At 59.3% G+C, this 18,220-nt stretch carries 15 protein-coding genes; 7 read left to right on the top strand and 8 right to left on the bottom strand.

Annotated elements, in window-relative coordinates; all coding sequences use genetic code 11:
• Positions 1-89: 89 nt before the first annotated feature.
• From ubiD to efp, 3 genes are all read right to left on the bottom strand, one after another.
• On the bottom strand, positions 90-1,565 hold the full coding sequence (ubiD, locus tag COA55_RS06770; RefSeq protein WP_290501115.1) for a 4-hydroxy-3-polyprenylbenzoate decarboxylase: 1,476 nt from the start codon (positions 1,563-1,565) through the stop codon (positions 90-92).
• Between the two features lie 173 nt (positions 1,566-1,738).
• Positions 1,739-2,674 carry an EF-P lysine aminoacylase EpmA gene (gene epmA, locus COA55_RS06775; RefSeq protein ID WP_290501116.1) on the bottom strand — a complete coding sequence of 312 codons (936 nt, stop codon included), beginning with the start codon at positions 2,672-2,674 and terminating at the stop codon, positions 1,739-1,741.
• A gap of 35 nt (positions 2,675-2,709) precedes the next feature.
• On the bottom strand, positions 2,710-3,279 hold the full coding sequence (gene efp, locus COA55_RS06780) for an elongation factor P (protein ID WP_063521660.1): 570 nt from the start codon (positions 3,277-3,279) through the stop codon (positions 2,710-2,712).
• A 45-nt stretch (positions 3,280-3,324) separates the two neighbouring features.
• Between efp and epmB the strand changes: the two genes are divergently transcribed.
• From epmB to COA55_RS06795, 3 genes are all read left to right on the top strand, one after another.
• The gene (gene epmB / locus COA55_RS06785; RefSeq protein WP_290501117.1) at positions 3,325-4,332 is read left to right on the top strand and encodes an EF-P beta-lysylation protein EpmB; all 1,008 of its coding nucleotides are present in this window, start codon (positions 3,325-3,327) and stop codon (positions 4,330-4,332) included.
• Positions 4,333-4,488: 156 nt separating this feature from the next.
• Positions 4,489-6,249 (top strand): hypothetical protein, encoded by a 1,761-nt coding sequence (locus COA55_RS06790; protein WP_290501118.1) that lies wholly within the window; start codon positions 4,489-4,491, stop codon positions 6,247-6,249.
• Positions 6,250-6,506: 257 nt separating this feature from the next.
• On the top strand, positions 6,507-8,594 hold the full coding sequence (locus COA55_RS06795; RefSeq protein WP_290501119.1) for an EAL domain-containing protein: 2,088 nt from the start codon (positions 6,507-6,509) through the stop codon (positions 8,592-8,594).
• Positions 8,595-8,755: 161 nt separating this feature from the next.
• On the opposite strand, the gene serB is transcribed toward COA55_RS06795, so the two are convergent.
• Positions 8,756-9,991 carry a phosphoserine phosphatase SerB gene (gene serB, locus COA55_RS06800; RefSeq protein ID WP_290501120.1) on the bottom strand — a complete coding sequence of 412 codons (1,236 nt, stop codon included), beginning with the start codon at positions 9,989-9,991 and terminating at the stop codon, positions 8,756-8,758.
• A 243-nt stretch (positions 9,992-10,234) separates the two neighbouring features.
• On the opposite strand from serB, the gene COA55_RS06805 reads away from it, so the two are divergent.
• Positions 10,235-11,425, top strand: a complete 1,191-nt coding sequence (locus COA55_RS06805) for a hypothetical protein (protein ID WP_290501121.1) — start codon at positions 10,235-10,237, stop codon at positions 11,423-11,425.
• Here the strand turns inward: COA55_RS06805 and COA55_RS06810 are convergent.
• Positions 11,371-12,165, bottom strand: coding sequence for an alpha-L-glutamate ligase (locus COA55_RS06810; protein WP_063537542.1), 795 nt, complete (start codon positions 12,163-12,165; stop codon positions 11,371-11,373). The two genes, COA55_RS06805 and COA55_RS06810, sit on opposite strands and share 55 nt — an antisense overlap.
• A gap of 145 nt (positions 12,166-12,310) precedes the next feature.
• Between COA55_RS06810 and COA55_RS06815 the strand changes: the two genes are divergently transcribed.
• Positions 12,311-13,069, top strand: coding sequence for an enoyl-CoA hydratase (locus tag COA55_RS06815; RefSeq protein WP_063520500.1), 759 nt, complete (start codon positions 12,311-12,313; stop codon positions 13,067-13,069).
• 257 nt (positions 13,070-13,326) lie between these two features.
• Here COA55_RS06815 and COA55_RS06820 read toward each other — a convergent pair whose 3' ends face one another.
• The gene (locus COA55_RS06820; protein WP_290501122.1) at positions 13,327-13,788 is read right to left on the bottom strand and encodes an NAD(P)H-dependent oxidoreductase; all 462 of its coding nucleotides are present in this window, start codon (positions 13,786-13,788) and stop codon (positions 13,327-13,329) included.
• 331 nt (positions 13,789-14,119) lie between these two features.
• On the opposite strand from COA55_RS06820, the gene COA55_RS06825 reads away from it, so the two are divergent.
• Both COA55_RS06825 and COA55_RS06830 read left to right on the top strand, forming a co-directional pair.
• A complete protein-coding gene (locus COA55_RS06825) occupies positions 14,120-14,548 on the top strand; it encodes a hypothetical protein (protein WP_007148883.1) in 429 nt (142 codons plus the stop codon).
• A gap of 171 nt (positions 14,549-14,719) precedes the next feature.
• Positions 14,720-15,628 carry a PhzF family phenazine biosynthesis protein gene (locus tag COA55_RS06830; RefSeq protein WP_290501123.1) on the top strand — a complete coding sequence of 303 codons (909 nt, stop codon included), beginning with the start codon at positions 14,720-14,722 and terminating at the stop codon, positions 15,626-15,628.
• A gap of 251 nt (positions 15,629-15,879) precedes the next feature.
• On the opposite strand, the gene COA55_RS06835 is transcribed toward COA55_RS06830, so the two are convergent.
• Positions 15,880-16,944, bottom strand: coding sequence for a 3-deoxy-7-phosphoheptulonate synthase (locus tag COA55_RS06835; RefSeq protein WP_290501124.1), 1,065 nt, complete (start codon positions 16,942-16,944; stop codon positions 15,880-15,882).
• Positions 16,945-17,581: 637 nt separating this feature from the next.
• Entirely contained in the window at positions 17,582-18,202 is a 621-nt protein-coding gene (locus COA55_RS06840; RefSeq protein ID WP_290501125.1) for a hypothetical protein, read from the bottom strand.
• Positions 18,203-18,220 lie beyond the last annotated feature (18 nt).

The following is an 18,220-nucleotide window of genomic DNA, read 5'->3' on the forward strand; positions in this document are numbered from 1 at the left end:
GCGACCTTGTTATCTTTGTTTTGTACGATCGTACCACATTTGTGTTTGGGCGCCACTGTTGTGATGTGATGCGGCGCCCACCCCGGGGGTTATTCCGGGGTATCGATACCCAGAGATGACCACATCTCGTCCACCCGGGCTTTCACCGCCGGGTCCATGGCGATGGCGCGGCCCCACTCGCGGGTGGTTTCACCGGCCCACTTGCTGGTGGCATCCATGCCCATCTTGGAGCCCAGCCCGGCCACTGGAGAAGCGAAGTCCAGATAGTCGATGGGGGTGTTTTCGATCATCACGGTATCGCGGGCCGGGTCCATGCGGGTGGTCATGGCCCAGATCACGTCTTTCCAGTCGCGGGCGTTGACGTCGTCATCGCAGACAATCACGAACTTGGTGTACATGAACTGGCGCAGGAAGGACCACACCCCCATCATTACCCGCTTGGCGTGGCCCGGGTACTGCTTCTTCATGGTCACCACCGCCATGCGGTAGGAGCAGCCTTCCGGGGGCAGGTAGAAATCCACAATTTCCGGGAACTGTTTTTTCAGGATCGGCACGAAGATTTCGTTCATGGCCACGCCCAGCACTGCCGGCTCATCCGGTGGCCGGCCGGTGTAGGTGCTGTGATAGATCGGGTCGCGGCGGTGGGTGATGCGTTCCACCGTGAACACCGGGAAACGTTCCACTTCGTTGTAATACCCGGTGTGGTCGCCGAAGGGGCCTTCGTCTGCCATGTCGTCCGGGTAGAGGTAGCCCTCTAAAACAAATTCGGCGCTGGCGGGCACTTGCAGGTCATTGCCGATACATTTTACCAGCTCGGTCTTGGAGCCCCGCAGCAAACCGGCAAAGGCATATTCGCTGAGGGTATCGGGAACCGGGGTCACCGCGCCGAGAATGGTGGCAGGATCGGCGCCCAACGCCACGCTCACCGGGAATGGCTCGCCGGGATGCTGTTGCTGCCATTCCTGAAAATCCAGCGCGCCGCCCCGGTGGCTAAGCCAGCGCATGATCAGCTTGTTGCGGCCAATCAGCTGTTGGCGGTAGATGCCCAGGTTCTGGCGTTCCTTGTTGGGGCCGCGGGTGATCACCAGCGGCCAGGTCACCAGGGGGCCGGCATCATCGGGCCAGCAGGTCTGGATGGGCAGCTTGTACAGGTCTACTTCATCGCCTTCCAGCACCTTTTCCTGGCAGGGGCCGGAGTTGGACACCTTGGGGCTCATGCTCAGGACCTTGCGGAATACCGGCAGTTTTTCCCAGGCATCGCGAAAGCCCTTGGGCGGCTCCGGTTCCTTGAGGAAGGCCAGCAGTTCGCCCAGCTCACGCAACTCCGCCACTGAGTCGCGGCCCATGCCCAGCGCGACTCGGCGCTCGGTGCCGAACAGGTTGCCCAGCACCGGGGTGCCAAAGCCCACCGGGTTTTCAAACAGCAGGGCGGGCCCGCCGGCGCGCAGGGTGCGGTCGCAGATTTCGGTCATTTCCAGATTCGGGTCCACCGGAACGGTGATGCGCTTGAGTTCGCCAAGTTGTTCCAGCTGGCTGATGAAGTCTCGAAGATCGCGGTATTTCATGACGTTCCTTGTTGATCCGGTAACCGAACGGGGTGTGCGGCGAGTATAGCAGGCTGGCGGGGCGCTACGAGTGACGCTCAATGGGCCAGGATAAGGCTGAAAATCGGGTCTGCTGAACGTGAGCCGTGTGGAGCGTGAACATTCTCTCCCGGTGATTGAAGCGAAAAGCGGGTTCAGGCGCGGGACCAGGGAAAGGTCTGGACGTCGTCAATGCGGCCATGGCTTTGCTGTGCCATCAGTAGCCGCTCTACGCCCATGGCTACGCCGCTGCAGGCGGGCAGGCCGGCGTCCATGGCGTCGAGCAAGAAAGGATCCGCGGCCATGGGGTTCAATCCATGCCTGGTACGCAGGATATTGTCCTGCTCGAAGCGTTGGCGTTGTTCGTCCGGGTCGGTGAGTTCCTGATAGCCGTTGGCCAGTTCCAGGCTGCGGTAATAAATCTCGAATCGGCGGGCGAGCAAGGCGCCGTCTTTGTCTTTATGGGTTTGCGCCAGTGCGGCGGCCCAGCCGGGGAAGTCAGTGACCACAGAGAGCTGTTCGGCGGGCAGGGCAGCTTCCACTTTGGTGACCATCAGGTAGTCCACGGCGGCGGTTTTGCTCAGCCCTGGCGGTGCGCCATGGTATTGCGCGCAGGCCACCAGTTCCGCGTCACTGGCGGTGAGCGGATCAAGCCGGGTGACCTGCAGGAACAGTTCGCGAAAGGAGTAAGTCTGCGAGGGCGTGTCGCAAAAGAGTTTGGCAAACAGCGCCAGGCATTCGTCCACCAGATCCTTGAGCGAAAAGCCCGGCCGATACCATTCCAGCATGGTGAACTCCGGGTTGTGTCGCCCGCCGGCCTCACCATCCCGGAACGCCTTGCAGATCTGGTAGATCGGCCCGCTGCCGGCGGCCAGCAGTCGTTTCATGTGGTATTCGGGGGAGCTCTGCAGGTAGCCGTAACCCGCCACCGGGATGCACTGGATGTGCAGGTCGCTGACGCCGTGGCGGGCCAGTTGCGGGGTGTCCACTTCCAGCACGTTGCGGGCATCAAAAAAGGCGCGCACTGTGCGTAGCAGCTCAGCGCGCGCTTTCATGGCCTCCAGAGAGGCGGTGGGCTGCCAGTCATGCATTGGGGTATGCTCGTCAGGCATCTGGCGTCAGGCGTCTAGCTTTTAATCCGACCCACGTAATCGCCGGTCCGGGTGTCCACTTTGACGATTTCACCGGTCTGCACGAACAGCGGAACGCGCACGACTGCACCGGTGCTCAGGGTGGCGGGTTTGCCACCGGTGCCAGCGGTGTCGCCTTTCAGGCCCGGGTCGGTTTCGGTGATTTCCAGCTCCACGAAATTGGGCGGGCTCACGGACAGTGGCTCACCGTTGTAGAGGGTCACCTCGCAGATGTCTTCTTCCTTGAGCCATTGCTTGGCGTCGGCCACAGCCGCTTCGTCGGCTTGCTTCTGCTCGAAGGAAGTCTGGTCCATGAAGTGCCAGAATTCACCGTCGTTGAAGATGTACTGCATGGGGACGTCCATCACGTCGGCGCCTTCCAGGGAGTCGCCGGACTTGAAGGTGCGCTCCCAGACCTTGCCGTTACGCAGGTTGCGCAGCTTCACGCGGTTGAATGCCTGGCCTTTGCCCGGCTTGACGAATTCGTTTTCGATGATGGAGCAGGGGTCGCCATCGAGCATGACTTTCAAGCCAGACTTGAATTCACTGGTAGAATAGTTGGCCATAAATAATGTTCCAAAGGTTGATGTATGGCATTGGAAAGGCTGGCAATGATAACGCAGGAAGCGGCCGGTTGGGAGTTGCCGGACTGGCAGCGCCAGCAGGCCGACCTGATTACCGACCCGGCGGAGCTGTTTGCGCAGCTGGGACTGGCCCCGCAGGATCTGCCCGCCAGCCTGGCGGCGGCAGGCGATTTTCCCTTGCGGGTGCCGCGTCGCTACGTGGACCTGATCGAGCGGGGCAACCCGAATGACCCGCTGTTGCGGCAAGTGCTCAGCGCGCCTGAGGAGCGCCAGCTCCAGCAGGGATACAGTGCTGACCCGCTGGAGGAAGCCGAGCACACGGCGGTGCCGGGCCTGTTGCATAAGTACCATGGGCGGGCACTGCTGGTAGTCACCGGGGCGTGCGCGGTGCATTGCCGTTACTGCTTTCGGCGGCACTTTCCTTACCAGACACATCTAAGCGGCAAGCGCTGGGAGCAGGCACTGGAATGGCTGGCGGCGCGGCCGGATATTAATGAGGTGATTCTCAGTGGCGGCGATCCGCTGACCCTGAACAATCGGCGCCTTGAGCAACTGCTGGAAGCCCTGGCAGGCATCCCCCACCTGCGCCGGTTACGCATCCATAGCCGGACTCCGGTGGTGATTCCCGAGCGGCTGGACGCGGGCTTGAGAGCATTGCTGACCGATGACCGCTGGCAAACCGTGCTGGTGCTGCATGCCAACCACCCGCGTGAAATCAGCCCGGCCCTGGCGGCGCGTTGCCGCGATTGGCGTGGTGCGGGTATCACCCTGTTGAACCAGAGTGTGCTGCTGGCCGGGGTGAATGACAGGGGGGAAACGCTGGCGGATTTATCCGATGCCCTTTTTACTGCGGGAGTGTTGCCTTATTACCTGCATCAGCTGGATGCAGTGCAGGGAGCAGCCCATTTTGCCGTGCCCGATGCCATTGCCCGGGAGCTGCATGCGGACTTGCGTGCGCGCCTGCCCGGCTTTCTGGTGCCAAGGCTGACTCGGGAAGAGCCGGGAGAGCCCGCTAAAACGGTGCTGGCCGGTTAAGAGGCGCGGTCCGCAAGCCCTTTCTGAGGAATGTGGCACAGCGTTTACAGAATTGTAGCGGTATCGTAAAGTCGTGTGACACAGGACGCATAAATAACAAGAACTAATACCAAATAACTAGGTAGCCTGGATGCCGCCAAGATAAGGATTATCTTCATGGAGCAACCAGCCCAGACAGTGCGATTGAAACTGCCCGAGCAGGATTTGCCGCACCTGACACTTGGCGCTGATCAGCCGAAGAAGCTGGAGCAGTGGGTGGAGTCTCTTCCGATCATGAATATGGGAGAAACGGCTCGACAGCTGTACCAGTTTATTCAAGAGCTTAATCGGCTGCAGATTGATTCCAAACTCCGCTTTCAGTTACTGGAAGTCGTGCGCCCGTCTATTCTTCATGTCAGCGATTCGCTGCAAAAACACTATCTGAATCAGTCCCTGGTGCTGCCCGAGAAGGCTCGCCGCGTGGCCAGTCTCGCCCAGGCCCTGCAGGGGCATCTGGCGAACGGGTACAAGCTGGTGGCGGTGCGTGGCATTCGCAAGGTCAAGGACAAGGCTGTTCGGCGAGCGGTGACTACCGCTATCCATCGGGCGGTGACGGCCCTGGGCGATACACTGCTGCGCTGTTATCAACTCTATTTCCCCAGCCCCCGTCATTTGTGGCTGGAGCTGCACCAGCTGTTCCTGCTGGCTGAACTCCACGGGATCAGCGCGACTCCGGTGGTGGATGGTGAAGTCGAAAGCAGTATCCAGTCCGCCTACGCCCGTTGCCTGTTGCTGGCCACGGCGAAACCCAATCAGTTGCGTCAGCAGGAGCTGGCGGGCATCTACAAGGCGGCGTTTGCCTGGGCGCCGCTGATCGAGATCAGCACAGCCAGTGATGATGACGACCTGTTTGTCTTTGACCTGCAGGCCGACCGGCCGCCGATTTACCGTACCCATGCCTCCCAGGCATCGCAAAGCTGGCGTTACATTGATTCCACCCGTCTGGTGGAGGCCATAACCGCCTGGCTGAGAGCTCCCGGTGACAGCGAACTGGTTGTGCCCAAGAGTCTCAATGAGGGTCTGCTTACCCACCTGCAGCAGGTCTGGGGTGCGCTGACCGAGCGGGCGTTCAAGCGCATGCCGGAAAGCGGCGAAATTGAGTTGTGCTTTGGTCTGGTGGGGGTGCACTACTTCCTGTCCGGCAAGGTGGCTTTTGAAACCATGGTGGAGCGCGGCAGCCTTTCCGTGCTGAGTGCCGAAGAAGAGCACAACCCTTTCCTGGCGAACATTCAGAAGAGCAACAAGCAGAAACAGCAGAACGCAGACCCCTGGGCAACGGCCTATCAATCGGATTATGTCGGCGAGACCATTGAAATGGGTGCGCCGGGCAGTCAGCGCTCGGAAGGCACTCTGCCAGTGAGTTATCACTGCCAGAAAGTGAACGCGAGCCCGGGGGGCTATTGCCTGTCGTGGCAGGGAAATACGCCAAGCCTGATGCGCACCGGTGAATTGCTGGCCCTGCGCGATCACCCCAATAGCCAGTGGTCCCTGGCCGTGGTGCGCTGGGTGACGCAGTTGCCGAACCATGGTGCCCGTTTTGGTGTGGAGTTACTGGCGCCAGGCGGACGTCCGGTGGCGGCACGGGCCCTGCGCAAGCAGGGGCTCGACAGTGATTTCATGCGCGGTGTGGTGTTGCCCGAGCTGGCTGCTGTGGGGCAGCCCGCTACCCTGTTGTTGCCCACGGTGGGCTTCAATGAAGGCGTCAAGGTGGAGCTGGTGGAAGCCGGCGAGCCGCGCCGGGTGCAATTGCTGCGCCGTACCCAGGGTGCGTCCGGGTTCAGCCAGTATCCCTTTCGGGATATGGCGACGCCGGCACCGACTCAATCCCCGGAAGGCGGGGATGATGATGCGCTGGATTCGATCTGGTCCAGCCTGTAGAAGTTGATGACGAACTAGGAAAAATGTCATTTGCGATTCGTCGTTCACAGGCTGCCGATTAGCCGCCTGTTAGAATAACAAAAAGTATCGTTGCGGCGAGGACGCCGCGAAACGTATGTGTCTCCATTTTGCCGTAACTTTTCATTAGGGGGCCTGGCCGTCGCGTAATGGCTGCAGGCCGGTGTTTTCGGCACATTCCCTTTGATGGTTGCCAAGACAGGGTAGTCAGGCACAATGGTGGGCCGTAAGAAAAGTGCATGAGTCATCGCCCCATGAGTTACGCCCTCGATAATTTACGTCTTCTGATCGCCCATGATTCCCAGGATGAGGCTGAGCAGCTGATGAACGCCCTGCGTAATGCCGGTCGTGCGACCCGGGCGCAGCTGGCGCTGGGTGAGGATGACCTGTTACGGGCCTTGAAAGGTGGCGCGTGGGAATTGATGCTGTGCCGCCCGACCTTCGGCGACAGCAGTTTTGAAAGCGTCATGGCGCACCTTAATCGCCTGGGCAAGGCGATCCCGGTGATTCTTCTCGAAGACAATTTCACCCCCGATACCATCAAGGCCGGCATGTCACTGGGGGCCCGTGGTGTGGTGCCCAACGATGATCGCGAGCTGCTGTCGTTGATGGTGGACCGGGTCATCGAGTTCCTGCGTCTTCGCAAGGAGCTGCAGCACTCCGAAATTGTGCGCCACGATGCGGAGAAGCGTCTGTCTTTGCTGATGGACCAGAGCCGTGATGCGATTGCCTATGTGCTTGATGGCATGCACATCCACGCGAATGACAATTACGTGGAAATGTTCGGTTATGAAAGCGCTGACGACCTGGCCGGGGTGCCGATCATGGATATGGTGTCGGCCTCGGACCATGCCAAGTTGAAGCAGCTGTTGCGCAGCCGTGCCCAGGACGAAAGCCAGACCCACGAGCTGGAATGCAAGGGCGTTAATACCGAGGGTAGCGAGTTCGATGCCACTTTCACCTTTTCGGCCAGCACTTACGATGGCGAAGCCTGCACCCAGATCGTGATTCGCGCCGCTGGCGTGAATGAGAGTGAGATGGAAGAGCGGCTTCAGGAAATGAGCCAGAAAGATCAGGTCACAGGACTGTTCAGCCGCAGCTGGTTTATGGATCGGGTGGATGAAAGTGTGGCCCAGGCCGCCAACGAAGGGCGCCTGTCCACCGTGCTCTATCTGCGTCTGGATGACTTTGAGCACCATCAGTCGGGTCTGGGAATTGATGGCGCGGATGAGATTCTGAAAAGCGTGGCCGAATGGCTGCGTGCCGAGGTGGGCGAGGCTCATCTGGCCAAGGTAGATGGCGAGGATTTTGCCGTTCTGCAACCGGTGGCCGATATGGATGAGGCCGCAGAACTGGCAGAGAGATTGCGTGCCGGCATTGAAACCCTGATGCCGGAAGTGGCCGCCAAGACCGTGCATATCACCGCCAGTGTGGGGGTGTCGTTTGTGCGCGAAGACGCCCGCAGCAGCCAGGACACGCTGACCACGGCGCTAAAATGTTGTAATCAGGCGCAACGGGAAAATGCCGGTAAGGGCAATGCCATCAAAGTGCACGATCCCATGGATGATGTGGCCGCCGGGTCTTCCGAGGCGGTGGCCATGCAGGTGCGTCAGGCCTTGGAGCAGGGCGCTTTCAACCTGCGTTACCAGCCGCTGATGAGCCTGGAAGACGAAACGGACCATGCCTTTGAGGTGTTCGTGAACCTGCCGCAGAAGCAGGGGGAGGCCATGGAGGCAAAAGAGTTTATGACGGTGGCAGCGGATCAGGGCCTGGTGGGCAAGATTGACCGCTGGGTGGTCCTCAATGCCATGCGCGCTGCGGCTGCCTTCAGCGAACCGGTCAGTCTGGTGCTGAACCTGAATGGCGCCTCCCTGGCGGATGCGTCGCTGGCTGACTGGCTCGGCAAGGCCATGCGTGCGGCCAAGATGGACGGGGCACGGGTCACGTTCCAGTTCAGTGAAGGCGACGCGGCCACGTACCTGAAGCAGGCTGGTGCCTTTGCCGAGAAAGTGAAAGCGCTGGGGTGTGGTATTTCCATCAGCCGTTTCGGCGGTGGGCTGGATCCGTTCAAGTTGTTCCAGCATATCCCGGCCACCATGGTGAAATTCGAAGGCTCTTTCACCCAGGAGCTGTCCAAGGCCGAAGGCCGCGAGCGCCTCACGTCGATCATCAAGCAGGTGAAAGAAGGCAACCGCAAGACGGTAGTGGGCTTTGTGGAGTCGGCCGCACAGATGCAGGCATTATGGACACTGGGAGGCGTGGATTATTTGCAGGGCTATTACCTGCAGGCGCCGATGGACAAGCTGGAAATCCCGGACGCAGCTTAAGAGTCATTAATAGTTAATAATGAATAATTAATAGTTGCGCGAAGCAACTCTTTGCCGCCTGAAACGCAAGAGGCCGCGCCCAAAGGTTTGGGCGCGGCCTCTTGCGTTTCAATGAACTGCCAGCCTCGTCCGTGACGCTGTCAACTGTCCACTATCAACTGTCAATTACTCTTCAGCAGCTCCGCCTGATCCTTGTCCCGCACACCGATGAGATAAAGAATGCCGTCCAGCCCCAGGGTAGAGATGGCTTGTTCCGCATTCTGTTTGACCAGCGGTTTGGCGCGGAAGGCGATACCCAGGCCGGCTTCACCGAGCATGGGCAGGTCGTTGGCGCCGTCACCTACGGCGATGACCTGTTCCAGGCTGATGCCTTCCTGGGTCGCAATGTCTTTCAGCAGGTCGGCTTTGCGCTGGCCGTTGACGATCTGGCCGACAACCCGGCCAGTGACCTGGCCATTCTCGATTTCCAGTTCGTTGGCATGGACATAATCAATGCCCAGCAGCTGCTGTAACCATTGCCCAAACCAGGTGAACCCCCCGGAAAGAATGGCGGTGCGATAGCCCAGCGCACGCAGGGTCGAGATCAACCGTTCGGCGCCTTCGGTGAGTTGGATGCGCTCGCGCACCCGCTCCAGGGCGCCTTCGTCCAGGCCTTTCAGTAGCGCCACACGAGCCTTGAAGCTTTCGTTGAAATCCAGCTCGCCACGCATGGCCTGCTCGGTAATGTCTGCCACCTGTTCGCCGACACCGGCTTCAGTGGCCAGCTCGTCGATAACTTCGGAACGGATCAGGGTGGAGTCCATATCGAACACCACCAGGCGACGGTTGCGTCGATAGGCGCTATCGCGCTGGAACGCGATGTCCAGATTGCGTTCGTTGGCGATATTCAGGAAGGCGGCACGCATGGCCTCGCCGTCTTGGGGCTCGCCGCGCACGGAAATTTCGATACAGGCGCGGCTGTCCTGATTGAGCGCCTCGCCTTCCAGATGTACGCGCCCGGACAGCCGGGCAATGCTGTCGATGTTGAGTCCGTTGTCAGCCACGGTGGTGGTCACATCGGCCAGCTGCTCGGCGGTGATCTTGCGCGCCAGCAGGGTAATGATGTGGCGGTCCTTGCCCTGGCCGGCTACCCACTCTTCGTAGCGGTCTTCGTCGATGGGCCGGAAGCGCACATTGATGTTCAGCTTGTGTGCTTCGAACAGCAGGTCTTTGAGTACCGATGAGGATTCCGCATCCGGCGGGGTTTCTACCAGTATGCCCAGTGACAGGGTGTCGTGGATAACGGCCTGGCCGATATCCAGAACATTGAGCCGGTAACGGGCAAGAATGCCCGTGAAGGCGGCGGTCAGGCCGGGCCGGTCATTACCAGATACCTGGATCAGAATGATCTCGCGCACGCGTGGGCTCCCAGTTGCAGAAGATAAAAAGTGCCAGAAGGTAAAAAAGCGTTAGATCGTCGGCGCTATCTTTGCCCCGAAACGGCGTAAGAGTAGCAGAAATGGTGGCTTGAGAGGCAGGTTCTTGTGCCTGGCCAGGTTCCCCAACGACAGGCGACTACGCCAATTGGGTCAAGTCCTGCCTGGCCGGGCGCGGTATACTGCGCCGCAGTCTCAACGGTCAAGAATACGGAAAGCAAAGTTATGTCACTGTGGGAGCAATGGCGGCCATGGATCCGGCAGCAGCGGAGCCTGCTGCGCGAGCTGATTCTTATGCTGTTGGCCATGCTGGTGGTCGGCGTCTATTTCCTTGAGCACTTTTCTGCCGGCCTGGAGCAGGAGCGTAAAGTGCAGCTGCAAGCGTTGGCGCAGCAAACAGCTCGCCGTGCGGCGGAAGCGTTGGCCAGTGAGGACTCCATCAGCATTAATCTGATTGGGCGGGAAACTGTACAGCTGAAACCGGTGCTGGGCATTCGCTTCGAGGATACCTCCGGGGAGCAGGTCGGCGCCGCAGGGGAAAAGGCTTCCCCCTTGCGAGTGACCGTGCCGGCAGCGCTCCCCGATGGTGAGCTGGCGGGCACTCTGACCTTGCTGGGTGACAATACGTTGCTGCCGCGCAAACAGATCGAAGCGGGTTTTGTGCTGGCGGTGCTGTGCCTGTTGTTGTTACGAGTGGCGGCTGCGCTGATACAGCAGCGCCTGCAGCCGCCCGCGCAGGATGAGCCTGATGTATCCGCCCCGAGGGTGCCCCAGGAGTCGCCACATCATGATGCGCCGTTCCCGCCGATAGTCCGCTCGCCTGTGCCGGACGGCGCAGAGATGCAGGCCCAGTTACGCCTCAGCATTGTGAACTTCGCGCATATCCGGCAGCGCTACACGGAAGAGGCGTTGAAAGAGGTGCTGGCGGAGTACCAGCAGTTGCTGGATCAAGTGGCGGCACTGTATGACGGCCACCAGGGGCCGGTGATTGGTGAGCAGGCGGGGTTGTATTTCTATCAGGGGCCGGCATCACGCGCCGCGTTTTCCGCCCTGTGTGCTGGCCTGCTGTTCCTGAGAGTGGTGCGGCTGCTGGCGCCGCAGCGCAAACAGGCGGGCAAGATCTCTTTGGAATTCAAGGCATTGGTGACGGCGGACCCGGATCAGGAAGAAGCCTGGGCCCTGTGTGTGGCGGGTGTGCCGGGGCGTCTCAATGTGCCTGACAGCCAGCTGACCGTGGCCGAGCTGGATGTGAAAGCGCTATACCAGCCAGAGAAAGCCCAGGTGGTTTGTGCGGGTGACCACCGGGTGCGTTTGCAGCCGGTGGAACAGTTGGCCCACCGTTACCAGGCGCTGTTACGCACTCAGGCGGAGACCTTGCTGTCCGATGACGGAGGCAGGGTCGAGCCCAGCAGGTAGTTGTGCATGGCCTGTTGCACGTCCCTGTTCAGGGCGGCGATGCCGGTGTTCCCGAACAGGCGATTGAATTCCAGAATGTAGGGATGGCCATCCACCATGGCCACGTCGAACCCGGCGTGGTTGATGTTCAGATAACGGGCCAGCCCTTCCACCAGTGACAGTGCGTTGCCTGGCACCGGCAGGTCGGTGCGCACCCGGCCACCCTGGCTGACGTTATTGAGAAAGCCGGAACCCTCCCGCCAGTAGCTGGCCACCACGCTGTCTCCGACCACGACAATGCGCAGGTCGCGCACGATGGGCAGTAATTTCTGTACGTACAGAACGGTTTCGCGGGCGGCATAGTCCTGTAACTGTTGCCGGTTTTCGATCAGGTAGACACCCATGCCCTGGCTGGAGCGCACCGACTTGGCCACAAACGGAAAGCGCCATTGATCGAGAATCTGGCCGATGCCGTATTTGTCCGATGAGGTGATCAGGGTTTCGGGCACATGGTCCGGGCAGGCCGTTTGCAGGGCGCGAGTCATCTCCACCTTGTCGTGACCCAGGTGGTAACTGCACAGGCTGGGAAAAATCGGCCGCTTGAGCACGTAATGCAGGCTGTTGATCTGCCAGTAACCGGGGAATAGCAGCCAGTCCGCCGCCGCGAGTTCGTCGCGGTGCTGATGCATATGCTCCGGTTTGATATAACGCACACCGGGGAGCCCGAGGGTGCGGAAAGGATCGAAAGTAATCAGTTTCACTATAGGGATTCCGACCGAGGTTCGCTTTTTTAATCGCCTTTGACCGGCTGGTCAAGCGTCTTTGTCGTTATTCGCCCTTGGCAGGTGGGGGCGCGCCCGCTAGCCTTGCCCGACTATAAATACGATTGGGAGAGCTGTCGTGACGATGCCGACACTGGAAAGTGATCTGGTTCTGGTGAACAACACCGAATCAGTGATGGAAATTACCCTGAACCGCCCGGATAAACTGAATGCGCTGACCAGTGCCATGTACCGGGATTTGGTCAAGCTGCTGGCCACTGCAGAGCAGAGTGATGATATTCACGTGGTGCTGTTCAGAGGGGAAGGCAAGTCCTTCAGTGCCGGTAACGACCTGGTGGATTTCCTGAATGCCAAGCCCGGTGAAGCGGGGGAGGCTGCCCATTTCATTCAGGCCATCCACGATTTCCCCAAGGTTGTCGTTGCGGCCGTGCAGGGCAACGCGGTTGGTGTGGGCACTACCATGCTGTTGCACATGGACCTGGTGGTGGCCTCCGAGGATGCCAAGCTGATCACGCCGTTTGTGGACCTGGGCGCCGTACCGGAAGCGGGTTCCGCCAAGCTGCTGCCAGCCTGGATCGGCTATCAGCGCGCAGCGCGCATGCTGCTGCTTGGTGAACCGATGCTGGCCGCAGAAGCGCTGGAAATCGGGCTGCTGGCCAAGGTTGTGGCGCGTGAAGAGCTGGACGCGACGGCACGCAATCTGGCGGCGACACTGGCGAAAAAACCGCCTCGTGCCCTGCAGGCGAGCAAGCGGCTGATGCGTGAGTCCATCAACAAGCCTTTGCACCAGGTGGTGAAAGAAGACCTGGCACTGTTCGGGGAAATGCTCCAGGGCGACGAAGCCAAGGCGGTGATCGCGGCCATGGTGAGTAAGAGCAAGTAAAGGCAGCTGCGAGCTACCAGCTTCGAGCTGCGAGGCGCGGGTTGGGGTATCAGGTGCTGAGAGGTTGGTGTTCGCGTTCGAGCGCGGGGTGCGGTCAATCCTGGTATCTGTGTTCGTAGGGTGGAAATTGGCGTGAGCCAATCTCCGCCATTCAGCCCTGCAGTTTGTTCTTGAATGCGGCTCCGGTGCGCGGTCACTGCATCGCCGTAACAGCAGCCCTTTCCCGCGTCTCGTCGCTCGAGGCTAGTGGCTCGGAGCTACAACACCCCCGCATCCAGTCCCGCCGCCAGATACATTCCCAGTTCTTCCACTTCGGCCTCGAAGTTGTCCTGCCATTCCCCTTTGAGTACTTGTGGGTCCTGTACCCAGTTCCAGCGTAACCCGGTGACAATGGTTTCCACTGCCCGGCGGGTGCCGGTACCGTCATGGCCGGCGCGAATGTACAGGGCGCAGGGCAGGCCCTGTTTCTCTTCCAGTATGGCGTAGTAAGTGCGGTCAAAAAAGTCTTTCAACGCACCGCTCATATAGCCCAGATTCTCGGTGGTGCCGAGCAGGATGGCATCACAGGCCATCACATCTTCAGGGCCGGCTTCCAGTGGTGCCTTCACGGTGACCGAGACGTTTTCGATATCCTCGTGCCCGGCGCCACGGGCGGCGGCATCGCGGAGTTTTTGCGTATTCGGTGACGGGGCGTGGGCGACGATCAGCAGGTTTTTCATGGTCTCGCAATTCAACGCGGTTGATGGAGTCAGCATATCAGCTACGAGCTACGAGCTACGAGCTACGAGCTACGAGCTACGAGCTACGAGCTACGAGCTACGAGCTACGAGCTACGAGCTACGCAAATTAGATAGGGAGGGTCGAAAAGTTCATTATGATTTGGGTTTCTTTGTAGGGGGTCAATAGCTGTACCGTTTGCGTCTGGTGAGGTGGGTAAATGTCGTTATATTGCTTCTTTCGCGAAAGACTCGAACCGGGTACCTGTATTTTTATGTGCTTGTCCTTGTAAGCTAGAAACTCGTAGCTGTTAGCTGATTTTCGGGGTGTTTTTTGGATAACGAATCCATCGTTTACGGTTGCATCAAGCATTTGCCATTTGGCAATTTGCAGGAGCGCAAGACCAGCTGTTTTCAGAACCGTAAAGCCATTCGGCAATTGCCGCAGGCGGATGAGTGGCCGTTCCTGTGCCGGGAGATGTTTTCCGTACCCGGCGATGACTTGATGGGCGGCACCTTTCAGACCCAGGTGATTCATTTCGGCATGTCTTACCGGGCGGTGGAGTATGAGTGGGAACACTGGATCGCCAAGTTCGAGTCTCTGCTTAAAAATATGTACTGGGTGAATGCGGTGGTGCATCTGGAAACCGAATTGTCCGGGTTTCATACCTTCGTGTGGGACAGCGCCGATGTGTACCACGAACCCTCTGACGCCCCTCTGCGAGTACGTTGTGAATGGGCCCGTGAAGGGGCTATCGCCTGAGTTTTTCCCCCGTGCTGTAACGGCTCGGTTAAATGTCGGATTACGCCATTAGGCTAATCCGACCTACGTAAAAACCCCTCCTCATTTGCTGTTATTTTCCCTTCTCTGTGATTGCATTCTTATCCCCTTGCGGCATAGTCGAGAGAGACGATTATAAAAAAGGTGAGGATGATGGCTCTCGATTATTCGTTGCTTGATGTATTCGCGGGTGCACCCTTTCAGGGCACCCAGGTTCCGGTGGTTACACTGGATGCGGCCAACAGTAGTGACTCCAGCAAAACGGCCATTGCCGGTGAGTTTCAGCAAACCGAAACGGTGTTTATCGAGCCGGGCAACAGCGCTTCGCCAGTGACGGTGTTCAATAGCAAAGGCCGGCAATTATTTGGTGCCCATACCATTCTGGCCGCCTCCTATGTGGCCTATGAAATGGGAATGACAAAGGATGAGGGCGAATTTGCTTCGTTTCTGCTTAGGCAAAACGAACAATGGATTGAGAGCTTTATTGATAAGGGTGATAGCCGCTCGCCGGGGGCCATTCAGTTTGCCCGGGTGCTGACTCCGACCATTGACCGCTACACCCCGGAAATTCCCCGTCTGGCCGCGGCGCTGAATATTGACGAAAAACACATTTCTTTCAGCAAGTACAAACCGATGGTGGTCAGTGTGGACAAGCCAACGTTGATCGTGCCCTTTACCAAACCGGAGCACGTGCTGGCGGCCAGTCTGAATGCGGACCGTTGGTCCGACTTGTTCGGCGGTGTGTACACCTCGGAGTTGTTTCTGTTCGCCCCGGGCAGCATTACCGGGTTTACGGAGTTCCACGGGCGTTTGTTGAATCCTTCATTACGCCGCGATGCCTTTCCCCCCATTGGCGCCGTGATGCCGGAGTTTATTGCTTACCTGGCAGAGCAGGGCGAGACCGCGCCGGGGACCCATACGCTGTCGATAGACCGGGGCAGTCATGAGACGCGCAAGAGTATTCTGCATGCGGAGTTCGACAAGCGCCCGGGTAAGGAAGTGCGTTGCCGCATTGGTGGCAACGTGATCAAGATGGGGACAGGATCACTGTTGTATTCGTGACCCTAAGCTAATCGTTACCCGAGCGATTTTTTAGATAGACGATGAATGCCACGGTGGCGATGACGCTAAGGAAAACGACGAAGGCCGTGATAAGTTGGTCGAGAGTCAGGTTATTGAGCATGTGGGTTCCCTTGTGGAGTCGTCGGCCCTGAGAATCGTTAAAGTATGGCAGCGCAAGCGGTGCCTGCAACGTTCACGTCACACCCCTTCCGCAATGGGAGGGGGTGTGGGTTTCCCTGTCCCGTTCGATCTTATCCAATCGCGCAAAGTGCCGATCGGGTTTTGTCCCAGCCCAGGCAGCCATCGGTAATGGACAGGCCGTACTGAAGCGGCTTGTCCTGCCCCTGCCGGCCCTCATGGAGATGGCTTTCCAGCATCACCCCGGCGATAGCCGTTTGCCCCTGAGTTCGCTGCTGTAGCAGATCCTGTAATACCGCGGGCTGGCGCAGCGGATCCTTGCCGCTGTTGGCGTGGCTGCAGTCCACGATCAGTCGCGGGTTGCAGCCCTTGGCCTCCAGTGCAGCGGCGGCAGCTTGCACGCTGGCGGCATCGTAGTTGGGGCCGTCGTGGCCGCCGCGCAGCACCAGGTGGGTGTCCGGGTTGCCGGCGGTTTGCAGCAGTGCGCTATGGCCATGCTCATCCATGCCCAGATGCGTGTGTGGGTGAATGGCAGCCCCCATGGCGTCGCAGGCCACGCCGATACTGCCATCGGTACCATTCTTGAACCCCACCGGCAGGGGCAGGCCGCTGACCATTTCCCGGTGAATCTGCGATTCCGTGGTGCGTGCGCCGATGGCCGCCCAACTCAGCAGGTCGCCCAGGTAATCGGCGGCCATGGGGTGCAGTAGCTCGGTGGCGAGTGGCAAACCCAGCCGGGCCAGATCCAGCAGCAGGTGGCGAGACACATTCAACCCGGTGGCAATGTCGTTGCTGCCGTCCAGATGCGGGTCGTAGAGCATGCCTTTCCAGCCCACGGTGGTACGGGGCTTTTCCACGTAGGCGCGCATGACGATGAAGATTTTATCGTCCAGCTGCGCACCCAACTCGGCCAGGCGGTGGCCGTATTCCAGGGCGGATTTGGGATCGTGAAGGGAGCAGGGCCCGGTGATCACCAACAGGCGCGGATCCTCGCCATTAAGGATATTGCGAATGGTCTGTCGGTGCTGTTCGATCTGTGTCGCCAGTGGGCCATCAACCGGCAGCCGCTCACGCAGCACCGTGGGGGAGGGCAGCGGCAGGCTGCGTCGTGGCGAAGCCTGATGGTGGTGGAGTCGGCTGTCGGTGTTCTCTGTCTGTTGGCTGTTTACCTGTTGCATGATCTTCCCTTAATACTGCGGCGCGTTATCGTCGCGCGTGATTCGTCGATCGTTGTGTGGCGGTGCGCTGACGTAGCCAGCGGCTAAATCGGGTGGTCAGGCGGTTCAGTCGATAGCGATACATGGTGTTGTCCCTGTGTTGCATTTGTCTGTTTGTCTGGGCAATAAAAAACCCCGGGCGGGTTACCGGCCGGGGTTTCATGTATTCGGCAGGCGTCCCTTAACGGGCGCGCCTGAGTGTCGGTCAGGCGCGCGAGCGGCTAAACCAATACCCGTAATAAGACGCAGCAGACACCGCCATACCGGCCACTGGGCCAGTCAGGGTGCGTGTGTTGAGCTGTGCTGCGTGCATGGTCATGTCTCTTGAATTCGCTTCATTGAAGGTCAAAGAGTAGCGGCAGCGCGGGAAGGGTGCAAGAGGCTGGAACCACGCCGCACGATAGCCGGTGGCTATTTCTGGATGCGGGTAGCGCTTTCGGGGCCGCCGCAAGCACGCGCAGCAGGACGATCCGGTATTTAGCCTGGTGCATGCAGCGTGAAGCGTGCTGCAGCCGCAGAGCGGCAAAAAAAACGCCCACCGAAGTGGGCGAGGAAGGTGGAGACAATCCACATTTAAGACAAGACGGAGAAAACAGAATCAGAAAATGTTGGAATCCTTGATCGCGTCGGTAATGGTTTTGGCATAGTGGTCCGCGCCTTTTTCCAGCCCCTTGAAGCCGCCGGTGTTGAAGCTGACGGTCTTGCCGGTCCAGACAATGGCTTTCTGGTCCACGTCCCACAGCTCCAGGCGAGCGGTATAGATGTCTTCGTTGACATAGAAGTCCGGGCTGTAAACCTGCGGAGTCATGGTCATGCCGGCACTGGCTGGAATGGCCACGCCTGGGTCGCCTTTGACCTCGGTGGTTTGTGTGGTCAGGTCTTCCAGGTGGATCGCCAGAGCACTGTCAAAACCGTTGTCCTTCATGCGCTTGGCCAGGTAGTCCAGGCTTTTGCCTTCGACGCCCTTGTCACCGTAAACGGTGTAGGCGGCGGTGGCTTTTATGCCCATGGTGGCAAACTTGGCGACAATGGCATCTTCCAGATGCTCACGCAGTTCATGATCGACCAGCACGCCAACCACCAGGGATTGGTATGGGCCTTTGGGTGTGGCCTGGGAGCCGGTTTCAGCGCTGATGACTTTGGTGTCGTGATAGCCGCTGGCACAGGCTGTGAGCAGTACGCTGAACAGGGCCAACAGGGTCAATTGCAGTTTTTTCATGGTTTCCATCCTCTTGAG

The organism is Alcanivorax sp., assembly GCF_002733835.1.
GTDB lineage: Bacteria > Pseudomonadota > Gammaproteobacteria > Pseudomonadales > Alcanivoracaceae > Alcanivorax.

What these genes read in the sequence shown, in the direction of transcription:
- COA55_RS06805 (WP_290501121.1), top strand. Translation starts at nt 10,235, where the DNA reads ATGTCACTGTGGGAGCAATGGCGGCCATGGATCCGGCAGCAGCGGAGC.
- COA55_RS06840 (WP_290501125.1), bottom strand. Translation starts at nt 18,202, where the DNA reads ATGAAAAAACTGCAATTGACCCTGTTGGCCCTGTTCAGCGTACTGCTC.
- epmB (WP_290501117.1), top strand. Translation starts at nt 3,325, where the DNA reads ATGATAACGCAGGAAGCGGCCGGTTGGGAGTTGCCGGACTGGCAGCGC.
- COA55_RS06820 (WP_290501122.1), bottom strand. Translation starts at nt 13,788, where the DNA reads ATGAAAAACCTGCTGATCGTCGCCCACGCCCCGTCACCGAATACGCAA.
- COA55_RS06830 (WP_290501123.1), top strand. Translation starts at nt 14,720, where the DNA reads ATGGCTCTCGATTATTCGTTGCTTGATGTATTCGCGGGTGCACCCTTT.
- COA55_RS06790 (WP_290501118.1), top strand. Translation starts at nt 4,489, where the DNA reads ATGGAGCAACCAGCCCAGACAGTGCGATTGAAACTGCCCGAGCAGGAT.
- COA55_RS06835 (WP_290501124.1), bottom strand. Translation starts at nt 16,944, where the DNA reads ATGCAACAGGTAAACAGCCAACAGACAGAGAACACCGACAGCCGACTC.
- epmA (WP_290501116.1), bottom strand. Translation starts at nt 2,674, where the DNA reads ATGCATGACTGGCAGCCCACCGCCTCTCTGGAGGCCATGAAAGCGCGC.
- COA55_RS06815 (WP_063520500.1), top strand. Translation starts at nt 12,311, where the DNA reads ATGCCGACACTGGAAAGTGATCTGGTTCTGGTGAACAACACCGAATCA.
- COA55_RS06795 (WP_290501119.1), top strand. Translation starts at nt 6,507, where the DNA reads ATGAGTCATCGCCCCATGAGTTACGCCCTCGATAATTTACGTCTTCTG.
- efp (WP_063521660.1), bottom strand. Translation starts at nt 3,279, where the DNA reads ATGGCCAACTATTCTACCAGTGAATTCAAGTCTGGCTTGAAAGTCATG.
- ubiD (WP_290501115.1), bottom strand. Translation starts at nt 1,565, where the DNA reads ATGAAATACCGCGATCTTCGAGACTTCATCAGCCAGCTGGAACAACTT.